General features: G+C 69.9%; 14 protein-coding genes. All 14 read left to right on the top strand.

Annotated features, from left to right (window positions below; all coding sequences use genetic code 11):
* A complete protein-coding gene (locus ACFCXS_RS03115) occupies positions 1–555 on the top strand; it encodes an NADH-quinone oxidoreductase subunit B family protein (RefSeq protein ID WP_030494814.1) in 555 nt (184 codons plus the stop codon).
* Positions 552–1,292 carry an NADH-quinone oxidoreductase subunit C gene (locus ACFCXS_RS03110; protein ID WP_376641296.1) on the top strand — a complete coding sequence of 247 codons (741 nt, stop codon included), beginning with the start codon at positions 552–554 and terminating at the stop codon, positions 1,290–1,292. Before ACFCXS_RS03115 ends, ACFCXS_RS03110 begins: the two co-directional genes overlap by 4 nt.
* Positions 1,289–2,611, top strand: a complete 1,323-nt coding sequence (locus ACFCXS_RS03105; protein WP_053669589.1) for an NADH-quinone oxidoreductase subunit D — start codon at positions 1,289–1,291, stop codon at positions 2,609–2,611. Before ACFCXS_RS03110 ends, ACFCXS_RS03105 begins: the two co-directional genes overlap by 4 nt.
* A complete protein-coding gene (gene nuoE / locus ACFCXS_RS03100; RefSeq protein ID WP_376641294.1) occupies positions 2,608–3,468 on the top strand; it encodes an NADH-quinone oxidoreductase subunit NuoE in 861 nt (286 codons plus the stop codon). The genes ACFCXS_RS03105 and nuoE overlap by 4 nt, the downstream gene beginning before the upstream one ends.
* The gene (gene nuoF, locus ACFCXS_RS03095; protein WP_376641292.1) at positions 3,468–4,814 is read left to right on the top strand and encodes an NADH-quinone oxidoreductase subunit NuoF; all 1,347 of its coding nucleotides are present in this window, start codon (positions 3,468–3,470) and stop codon (positions 4,812–4,814) included. The genes nuoE and nuoF overlap by 1 nt, the downstream gene beginning before the upstream one ends.
* Entirely contained in the window at positions 4,811–7,315 is a 2,505-nt protein-coding gene (locus ACFCXS_RS03090; protein WP_376641290.1) for an NADH-quinone oxidoreductase subunit G, read from the top strand. The genes nuoF and ACFCXS_RS03090 overlap by 4 nt, the downstream gene beginning before the upstream one ends.
* A 20-nt stretch (positions 7,316–7,335) precedes the next feature.
* Entirely contained in the window at positions 7,336–8,709 is a 1,374-nt protein-coding gene (nuoH, locus tag ACFCXS_RS03085) for an NADH-quinone oxidoreductase subunit NuoH (protein ID WP_376641514.1), read from the top strand.
* Positions 8,702–9,367, top strand: coding sequence for an NADH-quinone oxidoreductase subunit NuoI (gene nuoI / locus ACFCXS_RS03080; protein WP_376641288.1), 666 nt, complete (start codon positions 8,702–8,704; stop codon positions 9,365–9,367). The genes nuoH and nuoI overlap by 8 nt, the downstream gene beginning before the upstream one ends.
* On the top strand, positions 9,364–10,206 hold the full coding sequence (locus tag ACFCXS_RS03075) for an NADH-quinone oxidoreductase subunit J (protein ID WP_376641286.1): 843 nt from the start codon (positions 9,364–9,366) through the stop codon (positions 10,204–10,206). The genes nuoI and ACFCXS_RS03075 overlap by 4 nt, the downstream gene beginning before the upstream one ends.
* Complete coding sequence (gene nuoK, locus ACFCXS_RS03070; protein ID WP_003992252.1) at positions 10,203–10,502, top strand: NADH-quinone oxidoreductase subunit NuoK; 300 nt, start codon at positions 10,203–10,205, stop codon at positions 10,500–10,502. The genes ACFCXS_RS03075 and nuoK overlap by 4 nt, the downstream gene beginning before the upstream one ends.
* A 15-nt stretch (positions 10,503–10,517) precedes the next feature.
* Positions 10,518–12,431: an NADH-quinone oxidoreductase subunit L gene (gene nuoL / locus ACFCXS_RS03065; protein ID WP_376641284.1), complete on the top strand. Its 1,914-nt coding sequence runs from the start codon at positions 10,518–10,520 to the stop codon at positions 12,429–12,431.
* A 5-nt stretch (positions 12,432–12,436) separates the two neighbouring features.
* Complete coding sequence (locus tag ACFCXS_RS03060) at positions 12,437–14,008, top strand: NADH-quinone oxidoreductase subunit M (RefSeq protein ID WP_376641282.1); 1,572 nt, start codon at positions 12,437–12,439, stop codon at positions 14,006–14,008.
* A complete protein-coding gene (gene nuoN / locus ACFCXS_RS03055) occupies positions 14,005–15,654 on the top strand; it encodes an NADH-quinone oxidoreductase subunit NuoN (protein ID WP_376641279.1) in 1,650 nt (549 codons plus the stop codon). Before ACFCXS_RS03060 ends, nuoN begins: the two co-directional genes overlap by 4 nt.
* Before the next feature lie 237 nt (positions 15,655–15,891).
* Positions 15,892–17,979 (top strand): DNA helicase RecQ, encoded by a 2,088-nt coding sequence (gene recQ, locus ACFCXS_RS03050; RefSeq protein WP_376641277.1) that lies wholly within the window; start codon positions 15,892–15,894, stop codon positions 17,977–17,979.
* Positions 17,980–18,019 lie beyond the last annotated feature (40 nt).

Here is an 18,019-nt window from a genome sequence, read left to right as displayed (position 1 = left end):
ATGGGACTCGAAGAAAAGCTGCCGAGCGGCTTCCTGCTGACCACCGTCGAGCAGGCCGCGGGCTGGGTGCGCAAGGCCTCGGTCTTCCCCGCCACCTTCGGCCTCGCCTGTTGTGCCATCGAGATGATGACCACCGGCGCCGGCCGTTACGACCTGGCGCGCTTCGGCATGGAGGTCTTCCGCGGTTCGCCCCGCCAGGCGGACCTGATGATCGTCGCGGGCCGGGTCAGCCAGAAGATGGCGCCGGTGCTCCGGCAGGTCTACGACCAGATGCCGAACCCCAAGTGGGTGATCTCCATGGGGGTCTGCGCCTCGTCCGGCGGCATGTTCAACAACTACGCCATCGTCCAGGGCGTCGACCACATCGTGCCGGTCGACATCTACCTCCCCGGCTGCCCGCCCCGGCCGGAGATGCTCATGGACGCGATCCTCAAGCTCCACCAGAAGATCCAGGGTTCCAAGCTCGGCGTGAACGCCGAGGAGGCCGCCCGTGAGGCGGAGGAAGCGGCGCTCAAGGCACTGCCCACCATCGAGATGAAGGGGCTGCTGCGGTGAGCGACGCGAACGGCAACGGTGCCAACCCCGAGAAGGACCTCAGCGCGTCCAACCTCCCCGGGCAGCGCGGCCAGGGCGGCGAGGAGATCCGCGTCCAGCGCGGCATGTTCGGCGCGAACAACGGCGGCGACACCACCGGCTACGGCGGCCTGGTCCGCTCGGTCCGGCTCCCGGGACCGGCGAGCCGCCCCTACGGCGGGTGGTTCGACGAGGTCGCCGACGAGCTGGAGGGCGCCCTGGAGGAGCAGGACCTGCTCCCGGGCAACGCCATCGAGAAGACGGTCGTCGACCGGGACGAGCTCACCTTCCACATCGAGCGCGAGCATCTCCTCCTCGTCGCCCGCACCCTGCGCGACGACCCGGCCCTGCGCTTCGAGCTGTGCACCGGCGTCAGCGGCGTGCACTACCCGGACGACAAGGGCCGCGAGCTGCACGCCGTCTACCACCTGCGCTCGATCACCCACAACCGGGTGATCCGCCTGGAGGTCAGCGCCCCCGACAGCGACCCGCACATCCCGTCGCTGTTCTCGGTCTATCCGACGAACGACTGGCACGAGCGCGAGACGTACGACTTCTTCGGAATCGTCTTCGACGGCCACCCCGCCCTGACGCGGATCATGATGCCGGACGACTGGCAGGGCTTTCCGCAGCGCAAGGACTACCCCCTCGGCGGCATCCCCGTCGAGTACAAGGGCGCCCAGATCCCGGCTCCGGACCAGCGGAGGTCGTACTCATGAGCACCTCGCACGCTTCTCCTCGCGAGACCACCGAGGGCACCGTCTACACGGTCACCGGCGGTGACTGGGACGAGGTCGTCGAGACCGCCGCCCGCGCGGACGACGAGCGCATCGTCGTCAACATGGGCCCCCAGCACCCCTCCACCCACGGTGTGCTCCGCCTGATCCTGGAGATCGACGGCGAGACCGTCACCGAGGCCCGCTGCGGAATCGGTTACCTGCACACCGGCATCGAGAAGAACCTCGAATACCGGACGTGGACGCAGGGCACCACGTTCGTGACGCGCATGGACTACCTGACGCCGTTCTTCAACGAGACGGCGTACTGCCTCGGCGTCGAGAAACTCCTCGGCATCGAGGACCAGATCCCGGACCGCGCCTCGATCATCCGCGTGCTCCTGATGGAGCTGAACCGGCTCTCCTCGCACCTGGTGTGCATCGCCACCGGCGGCATGGAACTCGGCGCGACCACGATCATGATCTACGGCTTTCGTGATCGTGAACTCATTCTCGATATCTACGAGCTGATCACCGGCCTGCGGATGAACCACGCGTACATCCGCCCCGGCGGCCTCGCCCAGGACCTGCCGCCCGGCGCGGTGGACCAGATCCGCGAGTTCGTGAAGAAGATGAAGAAGAACCTCCCGGAGTACGACAAGCTCGCCACCGGTAACCCCATCTTCAAGGCCCGTATGCAGGACGTCGGCTACCTGGACCTGGCCGGCTGCATGGCCCTCGGCGCGACGGGCCCGATCCTGCGCTCCACCGGCCTGCCCCACGACCTGCGCAAGGCGCAGCCGTACTGCGGCTACGAGACCTACGACTTCGAGATCCCGACCGCCGACACCTGCGACTCCTACGGCCGCTTCCTCATCCGGCTGGAGGAGATGCGCCAGTCCCTGAGGATCGTCGAGCAGTGCCTGGACCGGCTCCAGCCCGGCCCGGTCATGGTCGCCGACAAGAAGATCGCCTGGCCGGCCCAGCTCGCCCTGGGCCCCGACGGGCTCGGCAACTCCCTCGACCACATCAAGAAGATCATGGGCACCTCCATGGAGGCCCTGATCCACCACTTCAAGCTGGTCACCGAGGGCTTCCGCGTCCCGCCGGGGCAGGCCTACGCGGCGGTCGAATCGCCCAAGGGCGAACTCGGGGTGCACGTCGTGTCCGACGGCGGCACCCGCCCCTACCGGGTCCACTTCCGCGACCCGTCCTTCACCAACCTGCAGGCCATGGCGGCGATGTGCGAGGGCGGCCAGGTCGCCGACGTCATCGTCGCGGTGGCGTCCATCGACCCCGTGATGGGAGGCGTCGACCGGTGACCACATCGTCTTCCGAGCGGGGCGTCAGCCTGGGCATGCCCGAACTGCCCGCCCCCGCCTACCCGGACGACGTCCGGGCCCGTCTGGAGACGGACGCGCGCGAGGTCATCGCCCGCTACCCGGACTCCCGGTCCGCCCTGCTGCCGCTGCTGCACCTCGTGCAGGCCGAGGAAGGCCATGTCACCCGCACCGGCATGCAGTTCTGTGCGGACGTGCTCGGCCTGACCACGGCCGAGGTCACCGCGGTCGCCACCTTCTACACCATGTACCGCCGCCGGCCGAGCGGCGACTACCAGGTCGGGGTGTGCACCAACACCCTGTGCGCCGTCATGGGCGGGGACGCCATCTTCGAGGAGCTCCAGGAGCACCTCGGCGTCGGCAACGGCGAGACCACGGGCGACGGCAAGGTCACCCTGGAGCACATCGAGTGCAACGCGGCCTGCGACTTCGCGCCGGTCGTGATGGTCAACTGGGAGTTCTTCGACAACCAGACCCCGGCCAGCGCCAAGAGCCTCGTCGACGACCTGCGTGCCGGGCGGCCGGTCACGCCCACGCGCGGGGCGCGCATGTGCACCTTCAAGGAGACCGCCCGGGTCCTGGCCGGCTTCCCCGACGAACGGGAGGGAGCCGTGGAGTCCGGGGGGAGCGCGGGACCGGCCTCCCTGATCGGCCTGAAGCTCGCCAAGGGCGAGGCCTCTCCCGCCCGTGTGGTGCACCCGCGCGGCGAGGCGGCCCGGACCGGGGCACCGCACGAGCCGTCACCGACGGAGCACTTGAGCTCGCACGACGCGCCGCAGGACACGTCGGCCTCCGACCCGGCCCACCCGGCCGGGCCCACCGCCGAGGAGGGGGAGTGATGACCTTGGCACCCGAGTTGAAGGACACGAGCCCCGAGAAGCTGCTCGCACCGGTGCTGTCGGCCTTCTGGGACGAGGACAAGTCCTGGACGCTGGACGTGTACCGGCGGCACGACGGCTACGAGGGGCTGCGCAAGGCGCTCGCCATGTCGCCGGACGACCTGATCGCCTACGTCAAGGACTCCGGTCTGCGCGGACGCGGCGGCGCGGGCTTCCCCACCGGGATGAAGTGGCAGTTCATTCCCCAGGGGGACGGAAAGCCGCACTATCTTGTTGTCAACGCCGACGAGTCGGAGCCCGGGACGTGCAAGGACATCCCGCTCCTCTTCGCGAACCCGCACAGCCTCATCGAGGGCATGATCATCGCGTGTTACGCCATCAGGTCGTCGCACGCCTTCATCTATCTGCGTGGTGAAGTCGTCCCCGTGCTGCGGCGGTTGCACTCCGCCGTGCGCGAGGCGTACGAGGCCGGCTTCCTCGGCGAGAACATCCTGGACAGCGGACTCGACCTCGACATCACCGTGCACGCGGGCGCGGGCGCGTACATCTGCGGTGAGGAGACCGCACTGCTCGACTCGCTCGAAGGCCGCCGGGGCCAACCGCGGCTTCGTCCCCCCTTCCCTGCCGTCGCGGGCCTCTACGCGTGCCCGACTGTGGTGAACAACGTCGAATCGATCGCGTCGGTTCCCGCGATCCTGCAGCGGGGCAAGGAATGGTTCCGGTCGATGGGGAGTGAGAAGTCGCCCGGCTTCACGCTCTACTCCCTCTCCGGCCATGTCGCCGGCCCCGGCCAGTACGAGGCGCCGCTCGGGATCACGCTCCGCCAGCTGCTCGACATGAGCGGCGGGATGCGCCCCGGGCACCGCCTCAAGTTCTGGACGCCGGGCGGCTCCTCCACCCCGATGTTCACCGACGAGCATCTCGACGTCCCTCTTGACTACGAAGGAGTGGGCGCCGCGGGTTCCATGCTCGGCACGAAAGCACTCCAGTGCTTCGACGAGACGACCTGCGTGGTCCGTGCCGTCACGCGCTGGACGGAGTTCTACGCCCACGAGTCCTGCGGCAAGTGCACGCCCTGCCGCGAAGGCACCTACTGGCTCGTGCAGTTGCTGCGCGACATCGAGGCCGGCAAGGGACAGATGTCCGACCTCGACAAGCTGAACGACATCGCCGACAACATCAACGGCAAGTCCTTCTGCGCCCTCGGCGACGGCGCCGCCTCGCCGATCTTCTCCTCGCTGAAGTACTTCCGCGAGGAGTACGAGCAGCACATCACGGGACGGGGCTGCCCCTTCGACCCGGCCAAGTCGACGGCCTGGGCCGACCGCACGGAGGTGACCGCATGACCGTGACCACCAATGCTCCCTCAGGCGGGGGAGAGGCGGCGGTCCCGCCGGAGGACCTCGTGTCGCTGACGATCGACGGCGCGGAGATCAGCGTGCCCAAGGGCACCCTGGTCATCCGGGCCGCCGAGCAGCTCGGCATCGAGATCCCCCGTTTCTGCGACCACCCCCTGCTCGACCCGGCCGGTGCCTGCCGGCAGTGCATCGTCGAGGTCGAGGGCCAGCGCAAGCCCATGGCCTCCTGCACCATCACCTGCACCGACGGGATGGTGGTGAAGACCCACCTCACCTCGCCGGTCGCGGAGAAGGCCCAGAAGGGTGTGATGGAGCTCCTGCTCATCAACCACCCGCTGGACTGCCCGGTCTGCGACAAGGGCGGCGAGTGCCCGCTGCAGAACCAGGCCATGTCGCACGGCGGCGCCGACTCCCGCTTCGAGGGCCGCAAGCGGACCTACGAGAAGCCCGTCCCGATCTCCACGCAGGTGCTGCTCGACCGCGAGCGGTGCGTGCTGTGTGCCCGCTGTACCCGGTTCTCCAACCAGGTCGCGGGCGACCCGATGATCGAACTGGTCGAGCGGGGCGCCCTCCAGCAGGTCGGCACCGGCGAGGGCGACCCGTTCGAGTCGTACTTCTCCGGCAACACCATCCAGATCTGCCCCGTCGGCGCGCTGACCTCGGCGGCGTACCGATTCCGCTCCCGCCCCTTCGACCTGGTGTCCTCCCCGTCGGTGTGCGAGCACTGCTCCGGCGGCTGCGCCACCCGCACCGACCACCGGCGCGGCAAGGTCATGCGGCGCCTGGCGGCCGACGACCCCGAGGTCAACGAGGAGTGGATCTGCGACAAGGGGCGGTTCGGGTTCCGGTACGCGCAGCAGCGCGACCGGCTCGAGACGCCGCTCGTGCGCAACGCCGAGGGCGAGCTGGAGGCGGCCTCCTGGCCGGAGGCGCTGCAGATCGCGGCCCAGGGGCTGCTCGCCTCCCGGGGCCGCACCGGTGTCCTGACCGGCGGCCGCCTCACCGTCGAGGACGCCTACGCGTACAGCAAGTTCACGCGCGTGGCGCTCGACACCAACGACATCGACTTCCGCGCGCGCGTGCACAGCGGCGAGGAGGCCGACTTCCTCGCCGCGCAGATCGCCGGGCGGGGCCGGGACCTCGACGGCACGGGCGTCACGTACACCGCGCTGGAGAAGGCCCCGGCGGTGCTGCTGGTCGGGTTCGAGGCGGAGGAGGAGGCGCCCGGCGTCTTCCTGCGGCTGCGCAAGGCCTGGCGGAGGCACGGGCAGAAGGTCTACTCCCTGGCCACGCACGCCACGCGCGGTCTGGAGAAGGCCGGCGGCACGCTGCTGCCGGCGGCACCCGGCACCGAGACCGAGTGGCTGGACGCGCTCGCGAGCGGTGCCGGGCTGGAGGACGACGGTGCGCTCGCCGCCGAGGCGCTGCGCGCCGAGGGAGCGGTGATCGTCGTCGGCGAGCGGCTGGCGGCCGTGGCCGGCGGGCTCACCGCCGCCGTCCGTACCGCCGCCGCGACCGGTGCCCGGCTGGTGTGGATCCCGCGCCGGGCCGGGGAACGCGGCGCGATCGAGGCGGGTGCGCTGCCGTCGCTGCTGCCGGGCGGGCGCCCGGCCACCGACCCGCGGGCGCGGGACGAGGTCGCCGGCGTCTGGGGCGTCGCGGGGCTTCCGCACCGCTACGGCCGTGACACCGGCCAGATCGTGGAGGCCGCCGCGACCGGTGAGCTCCAGGCCCTGCTGGTCGCGGGTGTGGAGATCGCCGACCTGCCCGACCCGGCACGCGCGCGTGCGGCGCTCGACGAGGTGGGCTTCCTGGTCTCGCTGGAGCTGCGGCCGAGCGAGGTCAGCCGCAAGGCCGACGTCGTGCTGCCCGTCGCGGCGGTCGCCGAGAAGGCCGGCACCTTCCTCAACTGGGAAGGCCGCATCCGCTTCTTCGAGGCGGCGCTCAAGCCCGACCAGATGACCCGCCGCTCGGCGCCCACCGACGCGCGCGTGCTGCAGATGCTGGCCGACGCCATGGACGTCCATCTCGGACTGCCGGACCTGCGCACCGTGCGCGGCGAGATCGACCGGCTCGGCGCCTGGGACGGACCGCGGGCGGGCGAACCCCTGGAGACCGCGGCCGCGCTGCCGCGGCCGGCCACCGGGGAAGCCGTGCTCGCGGGGCACCGGCTGCTGCTCGACCAGGGCCTCCTCCAGCAGGGCGACGAGGCCCTCGCCGGGACCCGGCACGCGGCACGCGCGCGGGTGTCGTCCGCGACGGCCGCCGAGGCGGGCGTCAAGGACGGCGACCTGCTCGCGGTGACCGGCCCCCAGGGAGTCGTGGAACTCCCCCTCCAGATCAGCGACATGCCCGACCGGGTGGTGTGGCTGCCGCTGAACTCCACCGGCGGCGGCGTCGCCTCCGACACCGGGGCGCGGCCCGGCTCCCTCGTCCGCATCGGCCCGGCGACGCTCGCCGGCGAGGCCCCAAAGGAGGTGGAGGCATGAGCCCCCAAGGAGGCGGCGGCATGAGCCCTTTCCTCGCCGCTGAAGACCTCTCGATGTTCGGCACCGACCCCTGGTGGCTGGTCGTCATCAAGGCGGTGTTCTGCTTCGCCTTCCTGATGGTGACCGTGCTGGTCTCCATCGTCATGGAGCGCAAGGTCGTCGCGTGGATGCAGTTGCGCATCGGCCCCAACCGGCACGGCCCCTGGGGCATGCTCCAGTCGCTCGCCGACGGCATCAAGCTGATGCTGAAGGAGGACGTGATCGTCAAGCGCGCGGACAAGGCGGTCTACGTCCTCGCGCCCGTCATCGCGGCGATCCCGGCCTTCATGGCGATCGCGGTGATTCCCTTCGGCCCGGCCGGCAACGAGATCTCGATCTTCGGCCAGCGCACCACGATGCAGCTCACCGACCTGCCGATCGCGATGCTCTACATCCTCGCGGTCGCCTCGGTCGGCATCTACGGCATCGTCCTGGCGGGCTGGAGCTCCGGCTCGACGTACCCGCTGCTGGGCGGCCTGCGCTCGTGCGCGCAGATGATCTCCTACGAGATCGCGATGGGTGCCGCCTTCGCCTCGGTGTTCCTGTACTCGGGATCGATGTCGACCTCGACGATCGTCGAGCAGCAGGCCGACCGCTGGTACATCGTGCTGCTGCCGGTCTCCTTCGTCATCTACATCGTCACGATGGTCGGCGAGACCAACCGCGCCCCCTTCGACATGCCGGAGTCCGAGGGTGACCTGGTCGGCGGCTTCAACACCGAGTACTCGTCGATCAAGTTCGCGATGTTCATGCTCGCCGAGTACGTCAACATGGTGACCGTCTCGGCCGTCGCCACCACCCTGTTCCTCGGCGGCTGGCGGGCTCCCTGGCCCATCAGCACCTTCTGGGAGGGCGCCAACCACGGCTGGTGGCCGCTCCTGTGGTTCACGGTCAAGGTCCAGCTGCTGCTGTTCATGTTCATCTGGATCCGCGGCACCCTTCCGCGCGTCCGCTACGACCAGCTGATGAAGCTCGGCTGGAAGGTCCTCATCCCGGTCTCCCTGGTCTGGCTGATGCTCGTCGCGAGCGTGCGGGCCTTCCGCAACGAGGGCTACGACTTCGCCGACATCGCCCTGTACGTGGGCGGCGCCGTGCTCGCCCTGCTGCTGCTCTCCTTCGTCGCCGACATGTTCCGCGAGAAGGCCAAGAAGGCCGAACAGCCGGCCGAGACCCCGGCCGCCTTCGACCCGATGGCGGGCGGATTCCCCGTACCGCCCCTGCCCGGACAGGAACTTCCGCCGGTCCCGCGCCGCTCGCGCCGTGAGCGGGAGCTGATTGTCAGTGGTGGGACCGATACTCAGAGTGACGAATCTCTGGGCGGAACTACGGATGGAAAGGAGGCGTCCGATGGCTGAGGAACTCGAGCGTTCGAAGGCTGAGGAACCGAAGGACACCAAGCCCGGCTTCCAGAACCCCGTGGCCGGCTTCGGCGTGACCTTCAAGGCCATGTTCAAGAAGCGGCTGACCGAGCAGTACCCGGAGCAGCAGAAGACCACGGCTCCGCGCTTCCACGGACGGCACCAGCTCAACCGCCATCCGGACGGCCTGGAGAAGTGCGTCGGGTGTGAACTGTGCGCCTGGGCCTGCCCCGCCGACGCGATCTACGTGGAGGGCGCGGACAACACCGACGAGGAGCGCTACTCGCCGGGCGAGCGGTACGGCCGCGTCTACCAGATCAACTACGCCCGCTGCATCCTGTGCGGCCTGTGCATCGAGGCCTGCCCCACCCGGGCGCTCACGATGACCAACGAGTTCGAGCTGGCCGACTCCAGCCGGGCCAACCTCATCTACACCAAGGAGCAGCTGCTCGCCGGTCTCGAGGACGGCATGGTCGACTCGCCCCACGCCATCTACCCCGGCACGGACGAGCAGGACTACTACCGGGGCCTGGTCACGGAGGCCGCGCCCGGCACCGAGCAGCAGGTCGCCCACTCCAAGGGCGAGGTCGTGCAGGAAGCCGACTCGACCTTCGGCGGGACGGAACCCGCCTCGGAGGGAGTGATCGGCCGATGACCACCCAGCTCGCCGCCTACTCCACCTCCACCGGAGAGGCCGTCCAGTTCTGGATCCTCGGCACCGTCGCGGTGATCGGCGCCCTGTGCACCATCCTCATGAAGAGGGCCGTGCACAGCGCGCTCTGCCTCGCCGGCACCATGATCATCCTCGCGGTGTTCTACCTCGCCAACGGCGCCTACTTCCTGGGCGTCGTCCAGATCATCGTCTACACCGGCGCGATCATGATGCTGTTCCTGTTCGTGGTGATGCTCGTCGGCGTCACCGCGGCGGACTCCCTGAAGGAGACCATCAAGGGCCAGCGCTGGCTGGCCCTGCTGTGCGGACTCGGCTTCGGTGTCCTGCTGCTCGGCGGGATCGGCAACGCGTCCCTGACGGAGTTCAACGGCATCGGCCAGGCGAACGCCGGGGGCAACGTGGAGGGCCTCGCCGCCCTCCTGTTCACCAAGTACGTCTTCGCGTTCGAGATCACCGGCGCGCTGCTCATCACGGCCGCCGTCGGCGCCATGGTGCTCACCCACCGCGAGCGCACCGAGCGCGCCAAGACGCAGCGGGAGCTCGCCGTGGAGCGCGTCCGGTCGGGCAACCAGCTGCCGCCCCTGCCGGCCCCGGGTGTCTACGCCCGGCACAACGCGGTCGACATCGCGGGCCTGCTGCCCGACGGCACACCGTCCGACCTCACCGTCAGCAAGACCCTGCGCGAGCGCGGCCAGATCCGTGACGTGTCGCAGGAGGCGCTCAACGACCTCAAGGCCCTGGAACAGCGGTCCGAGGAGCGTCTGGAGCGCAGGGCGGTCGGGCCGGCGAAGTTCCAGCGGTCCGAGGAGGCGTCGAAGTGAACCCCGTCAACTACCTCTACCTGGCGGCCCTGTTGTTCACGATCGGCGCCACCGGTGTGCTGATCAGGCGCAACGCGATCGTCGTGTTCATGTGCATCGAGCTCATGCTCAATGCCTGCAACCTCGCGTTCGTCGCCTTCTCCCGTATGCACGGCAACCTCGACGGCCAGATCATCGCCTTCTTCACGATGGTCGTCGCCGCCGCCGAGGTCGTGGTCGGGCTCGCGATCATCGTGTCCCTGTTCCGTGCCCGCCACTCGGCCTCGGTCGACGACGCCAGCCTGATGAAGCTGTAAGGGGTCGGAAGAATCGTGGAGAACCTCATTGCGCTGCTGGTGGCGGCGCCCCTGCTCGGAGCGGCGGTCCTGCTGTGCGGCGGTCGGCGGCTGGACGCCGTCGGCCACTGGCTCGGCACCCTGTTCGCGGCCGTCTCCTTCGTGCTCGGCCTGGTGCTGTTCACCGACATGCTGGGCCGGGACGCCGAGAACCGCGTCCTGAGCCAGCACCTGTTCAGCTGGATCCCGGTCGAGGGCTTCCAGGCGGACGTCGCCTTCCAGCTCGACCAGCTGTCCATGACGTTCGTGCTGCTGATCACGGGCGTCGGATCGCTGATCCACCTGTACTCCGTCGGGTACATGGAGCACGACGAGCGGCGCCGCCGCTTCTTCGGCTACCTGAACCTGTTCCTCGCGGCGATGCTGATCCTCGTCCTCGCCGACAACTACCTGCTGCTGTACGTCGGCTGGGAGGGCGTCGGTCTCGCCTCCTACCTGCTGATCGGCTTCTGGCAGCACAAGCCCAGCGCCGCCACGGCCGCGAAGAAGGCGTTCCTGGTCAACCGGGTCGGCGACATGGGCCTGTCCATCGCGATCATGCTGATGTTCCTGTGGTTCGGCACCTTCGCCTTCGGGCCGGTGCTCGGCAGCCACGGGGAGGCCGGGCTCGCCGGAGCCGCCGGTGAGGACAAGCTCACCGCGATCGCGCTGATGCTGCTCCTCGCCGCCTGCGGCAAGTCCGCCCAGGTGCCGCTGCAGTCCTGGCTCGGGGACGCGATGGAGGGCCCGACCCCGGTCTCGGCCCTCATCCACGCCGCGACCATGGTGACGGCGGGCGTCTACCTGATCGTCCGCTCCGCGGCCGTCTTCAACGGCGCCCCGGACGCGCAACTGGTCGTCACCATCGTCGGGGCGGTCACGCTGCTGTTCGGTGCGATCGTCGGTTGTGCGAAGGACGACATCAAGAAGGCCCTGGCCGGCTCGACCATGTCGCAGATCGGCTACATGATCCTCGCCGCCGGCCTCGGCCCCATCGGCTACGTCTTCGCGATCATGCACCTGGTGACGCACGGCTTCTTCAAGGCCGGGCTGTTCCTCGGCGCCGGTTCGGTCATGCACGGCATGAACGACGAGGTCGACATGCGCCGCTACGGCGGGCTCCGGAAGTACATGCCCGTCACCTTCGTCACCTTCGGCCTCGGCTACCTGGCCATCATCGGCTTCCCGGGCCTGTCCGGCTTCTTCTCCAAGGACAAGATCATCGAGGCGGCGTTCGCCAAGGGCGGCACCGAGGGCTGGATCCTCGGCGCCTGCGCCCTGCTCGGCGCGGCCATCACCGCGTTCTACATGACGCGCGTGATGCTGATGACGTTCTTCGGCGAGGAGCGCTGGCAGCCCGACGAGCAGGGCAACGAACCGCACCCGCACGAGTCGCCCAGGATCATGACGATCCCGATGATCGTGCTGGCCGTCGGGTCGGTGGCCGGAGGCGCGTTCTTCAGCATCGGGGACCGCTTCATGCACTGGCTGGAGCCCGTCACCGGGCACAGTCACGGCAACCCGCCGATCAGCGCGGGTGTGGTCACCGGCGCGACCGTCGCCTGCATGATCATCGGCGTCGCCGTCGCCTGGGCCCAGTACGGCCGCCGCCCGGTCCCGGCCGTCGCCCCGCGCGGCTCGCTGCTCACCCGGGCGGCCCGGCGTGACCTGCTCCAGGACGACTTCAACCACGTCGTCCTGGTCCGCGGCGGCGAGCACCTCACGCGGTCCCTGGTCTACGTCGACCACACCCTGGTCGACGGCGTCGTCAACGGCACGGCGGCCTCGGTCGGCGGCCTCTCCGGGCGGATGCGCAAGCTGCAGAACGGCTTCGCCCGCTCCTACGCGGTCTCGATGTTCGGGGGTGCGGCGGTCATCGTCGCCGCGACCCTGCTGATGAGGGCGGTCTGATACCGATGTCCTTTCCTCTGCTGACAGCGACAGCGGCGCTCCCGGCCGTCGGGGCGATCGCCACGGCCGCCGTACCGGCCGCGAAGCGCACCGCCGCCAAGTGGCTGGCGCTGCTCTTCTCGCTCGCCACGCTCGTCCTGGCGATCACCGTCCTGGTCCGCTTCGACCCGGACGGCGACCGCTACCAGCTCACCGAGTCCCACGCCTGGATCGCCGACTTCGGCGTCCGCTACGAACTGGGCGTGGACGGCATCGGCGTGGCGCTCATCGCGCTGACCGCCCTGCTGATCCCGTTCATCATCCTGGCGGGCTGGCACGACGCCGACCCCCTGGAGACCGGCAGCAGCCGGTGGCGGCCGACACAGGGCTTCTTCGCCCTGATCCTCGGCGTCGAGGCGATGGTGATCCTCTCCTTCGAGGCCACCGACGTCTTCCTCTTCTACATCTTCTTCGAAGCCATGCTGATCCCGATGTACTTCCTCATCGGCGGCTTCGGGGACCGTGCCCACGAGCACGGCGAGAAGGCGGCGGCGACGCAACGGTCGTACGCGGCCGTGAAGTTCCTCCTCTACAACCTGGTCGGCGGTCTGATCATGCTGGCCGCGGTGATCGGGCTGTACGTGGTCGCCGGGAACTTCTCGCTCCAGGAGATCGCCGAGGCCCGCGCCAACGGCACGCTCGACATGGCGACCAGCACCGAACGCTGGCTGTTCCTCGGGTTCTTCTTCGCCTTCGCGGTGAAGGCGCCGCTGTGGCCGCTGCACACCTGGCTGCCCAACGCCATGCAGGAGTCCACCGCCCCGGTCGCCGTGCTCATCACGGCGGTCGTCGACAAGGTCGGCACCTTCGCGATGCTCCGCTTCTGCCTCCAGCTGTTCCCGGAGGCCAGCAAGTGGGCGACACCCGCCATCCTCGTCCTCGCCCTGATCAGCATCATCTACGGGGCGCTGCTGGCGGTCGGCCAACGGGACATCAAGCGGCTGGTGGCGTACGCGTCGATCTCCCACTTCGGCTTCATCATCATGGGCATCTTCGCGATGACCAGCCAGGGTCAGTCCGGGGCGACGCTGTACATGATCAACCACGGCATCTCGACGGCCGCGCTGATGCTGGTGGCGGGCTTCCTGATCTCCCGGCGCGGCTCGCGGCTCATCGCCGACTACGGCGGAGTGCAGAAGGTCGCCCCGGTGCTCGCCGGCACGTTCCTGATCGGCAGCCTCGCGACGCTGTCACTGCCGGGGCTGGCGCCGTTCGTCAGTGAGTTCCTGGTCCTGGTCGGCACGTTCACGCGGTACCCGGTGATCGGCATCATCGCCACCTTCGGCATCGTCCTCGCCGCGCTCTACACCCTCGTCCTCTACCAGCGGACGATGACGGGCCCGGTGAAACCGGCGGTCTCGGCGATGCCGGACCTGCGGGTCCGTGAGCTCGTGGTCGTCGCCCCGCTGGTCGTCCTGCTGATCTTCCTGGGCGTCTACCCCAAGCCCCTCACGCAGATCATCGATCCGGCGGTCAAGCAGACCATGTCCGACGTTCAGAAGAAGGACCCCCAGCCCGAGGTGGAGGCGGCCAAGTGAGCGCAACAGCCGTCCACAGCCTGTGGACAACCGCGGCCGATCCGATCACCAAGATCGACGCACCGAAGTTCGAGTACGGACAGCTGGCGCCGACCCTGATCGTCGTCGGCGCGGCGATCGTCGGGATCCTGATCGAGGCGTTCGTCCCGCGAAAGTCTCGCTACTACGCCCAGATGTTCGTGTCCGTCGTCGCGCTCGCCGCCGCCTTCGCCGCGGTCGTGGCGCTCGCGGCCGACGGGTACGGCACGACCAAGGCGCGCATCGCGGCGATGGGCGCGATCGCCGTCGACGGACCGGCCCTGTTCCTCCAGGGCACGATCCTGCTGGCGGCCCTCGTGGGCCTGTTCACCTTCGCCGAGCGGCGTCTCGACCCGGAGGCGCACGGCAACCGCGTCGACTCCTTCGCCGCGCAGGCCGCCTCCGTGCCGGGCAGCGAGAGCGAGAAGGCCGCGGTCAAGGCCGGTTTCACCACCACCGAGGTGTTCCCGCTGCTGCTGTTCGCCGTCGCCGGCATGCTGGTCTTCCCGGCGGCCAACGACCTGGTGACGCTGTTCGTGGCGCTGGAGGTCCTCTCCCTGCCGCTGTACCTGCTGTGCGCGCTGGCCCGCCGCAAGCGGCTCATGTCGCAGGAGGCGGCGGTGAAGTACTTCCTGCTCGGCGCCTTCGCCTCCGCGTTCACCCTGTTCGGCATCGCCATGCTGTACGGCTACGCGGGCTCGATGTCCTACGCCACGATCGCGCAGGTCGTCGACGGCACCGTGCAGGACGTCAACCCGGCGCTCGCCGGCACCATGGGCAACGACGCGCTGCTGCTGATCGGCGCCGCGCTGCTGGTCATGGGCCTGCTGTTCAAGGTGGGCGCGGTGCCGTTCCACATGTGGACACCGGACGTGTACCAGGGCGCTCCGACGCCGGTGACCGGTTTCATGGCGGCGGCGACGAAGGTGGCGGCGTTCGGTGCGCTGCTGCGACTGCTGTACGTGGTCCTGCCGGGGCTGCGCTGGGACTGGCGGCCGGTCATGTGGGCCGTGGCCATCGTCACCATGCTGGGCGGCGCGATCGTCGCCATCACCCAGACCGACATCAAGCGGCTGCTGGCGTACTCGTCGATCGCGCACGCCGGGTTCATCCTGGCGGGTGTCATCGCGACCACGCCCGACGGCGTCTCGTCGGTGCTGTTCTACCTGGCCGCGTACTCGTTCGTGACGATCGGCGCCTTCGCGGTGGTCACGCTCGTCCGCGACGCCGGGGGCGAGGCGACACACCTGTCCAAGTGGGCGGGGCTCGGGCGCAGGTCCCCGCTGGTGGCGGCCGTGTTCGCGGTGTTCCTGCTGGCCTTCGCGGGCATTCCGCTGACGTCCGGCTTCGCCGGGAAGTTCGCCGTGTTCAAGGCGGCGGCGGAGGGCGGGGCGGCCCCGCTCGTCGTGATCGGTGTGATCTCGTCGGCGATCGCGGCGTTCTTCTACATCCGCGTCATCGTGCTGATGTTCTTCAGCGAGCCGCGGCCGGAGGGTCCGACCGTGGCCGTGCCGTCGCCCCTGACGATGACGGCGATCGGGGTGGGCGTGGCGGTCACGGTGGTGCTCGGCGTGGCGCCGCAGTACTTCCTGGACCTGGCGGGACAGGCGGGCGTGTTCGTGCGCTGACGTCCGCGCAGGGCTGTACGGGGTCCGGTCTCCTTCGGGAGCCGGGCCCCGCGGCGTTCTCCGGGCAGGCGGCCGCCGCGCCGAGCCGTGGCGAACGTATGTCCGTGCACCACCTGCACCGGGCGGGACCTGTGGATAACTCCGGGGCTGTCGGTGCGGGCGCCTATGGTGGACGCAGTGGTCGAGGCGCGACGCACGGGGGGCACGACGATGGGCGCTACGGGCGGGACGGGTGTGATGACGGAACTGGACGCGGAGACCGGAGCCGGGGCGACCGGGGCCGGGATCGGCGCGGGCAGTGGTCCCGCCGGGCCCCTCGGCGCCGACGCGAGCGAGGCGCTGGCCGCGCTGCACCGGGTCTTCGGGTACGAGGCCTTCCGGGGCGAGCAGGAAGCGGTCATCGAGCATGTGGTGGCGGGCGGTGACGCCGTCGTGCTCATGCCCACCGGCGGCGGAAAGTCGCTGTGCTACCAGATCCCGTCCCTGGTCAGGCCGGGCACGGGCGTGGTCGTCTCCCCGCTCATCGCCCTGATGCAGGACCAGGTGGACGCGCTGCGGGCGCTCGGCGTGCGGGCCGGGTTCATGAACTCCACGCAGGACTTCGACGAGCGGCGGATGGTCGAGGCCGAGTTCCTCGCCGGCGAGCTGGACCTGCTGTACCTCGCGCCGGAGCGGCTGCGGGTGGGGAGCACGCTCGACCTGCTCTCCCGCGGCAAGATCTCCCTCTTCGCGATCGACGAGGCGCACTGCGTCTCCCAGTGGGGCCACGACTTCCGGCCCGACTACCTGGCACTGTCCCTGCTCGGCGAGCGATGGCCGGACGTGCCGCGGATCGCCCTGACGGCGACGGCCACGCACGCGACGCACCAGGAGATCACCCAGCGCCTGAACATGCCGGCGGCCCGCCACTTCGTGGCGAGCTTCGACCGGCCCAACATCCAGTACCGGATCGTGCCCAAGGCCGACCCGAAGAAGCAGCTGCTGAGCTTCCTGCGCGAGGAGCATGCGGGCGACGCGGGCATCATCTACTGCCTTTCGCGCAACTCGGTGGAGAAGACCGCCGAGTTCCTCAGCCGCAACGGCATCGAGGCGGTGCCGTACCACGCGGGCCTGGACGCGGGCACGCGCGCGGCCCACCAGTCCCGCTTCCTGCGGGAGGACGGCCTGGTCGTGGTGGCGACCATCGCCTTCGGCATGGGCATCGACAAGCCGGACGTCCGCTTCGTCGCCCACCTCGACCTCCCCAAGTCGGTCGAGGGCTACTACCAGGAGACGGGCCGGGCCGGCCGCGACGGGCTGCCCTCGACGGCCTGGATGGCCTACGGACTGAACGACGTCATCCAGCAGCGCAAGCTGATCCAGTCCGGTGAGGGGGACGAGGCCTTCCGGCGCCGGGCCCAGGCCCACCTCGACTCGATGCTGGCGCTGTGCGAGACGGCCCAGTGCCGCCGGGGCCAGCTCCTCGCCTACTTCGGCCAGGACCCCGACCCGTCCGGCTGCGGCAACTGCGACACCTGCCTGACCCCGCCGGAGACCTGGGACGGCACCGTCGCGGCGCAGAAGGCGCTGTCGACCGTCGTCCGGCTGCAGCGGGAGCGCGGACAGAAGTTCGGCGCGGTGCAGATCGTCGACATCCTGCTGGGGAAGCGGACCGGCAAGGTCATCCAGTTCGACCACGACCAGCTGTCCGTGTTCGGCATCGGCGAGGAGTTGTCCGAGTCGGAATGGCGGGGCGTCATACGGCAGTTGCTCGCCCAGGGGCTGCTCGCGGTGGAGGGCGAGTACGGCACGCTGGTGCTGACCGAGGCCAGCGGGGCGGTGCTGCGGCGGGAGCGGGACGTGCCGATGCGCAAGGAGCCGAAGAAGCCGGTGACCTCCCGGTCGGGGTCCTCGTCCGCCGGCTCCGGGCGGGGCGAGCGCAAGGGCAAGGCGGTCGCCGCCGAGCTGCCCGAGGAACTGCTGCCGGCCTTCGAGGCGCTTCGTGCCTGGCGTGCCGAACAGGCCCGTGAACAGGGCGTCCCGGCCTACGTGATCTTCCACGACGCCACATTGCGGGAGATCGCCACGGTGTGGCCGACGTCGGTGGGGGAGCTCGGCGGGATCAGCGGGGTCGGCGAGAAGAAGCTCACCACGTACGGGGAGGGGGTGCTGGAGGTTCTCGCGTCGCTGGGCGGGCCGTCGGGCTCCGCCCCCTCGGGCGACTCGTCCACGGCCTCTTCCTCGGCCCCTTCCCCGGCCCCGGCCCACGCCCCCGGCCACGACGCGGGAGCGCCGGACCACTGGCCGGAGATGGACGAGGAACCGGAGCCCGAGGACTGGATATAGGGCCGGGCTCCGGCCACGTCATCGGCAGCGGCGAGCCGCC

Source organism: Streptomyces sp. NPDC056373, assembly GCF_042262425.1.
In the GTDB taxonomy this organism is placed as follows: domain Bacteria; phylum Actinomycetota; class Actinomycetes; order Streptomycetales; family Streptomycetaceae; genus Streptomyces.
Note: the sequence above shows the minus strand (reverse complement) of the source record. Positions and strands in the feature narration are given on the sequence as shown.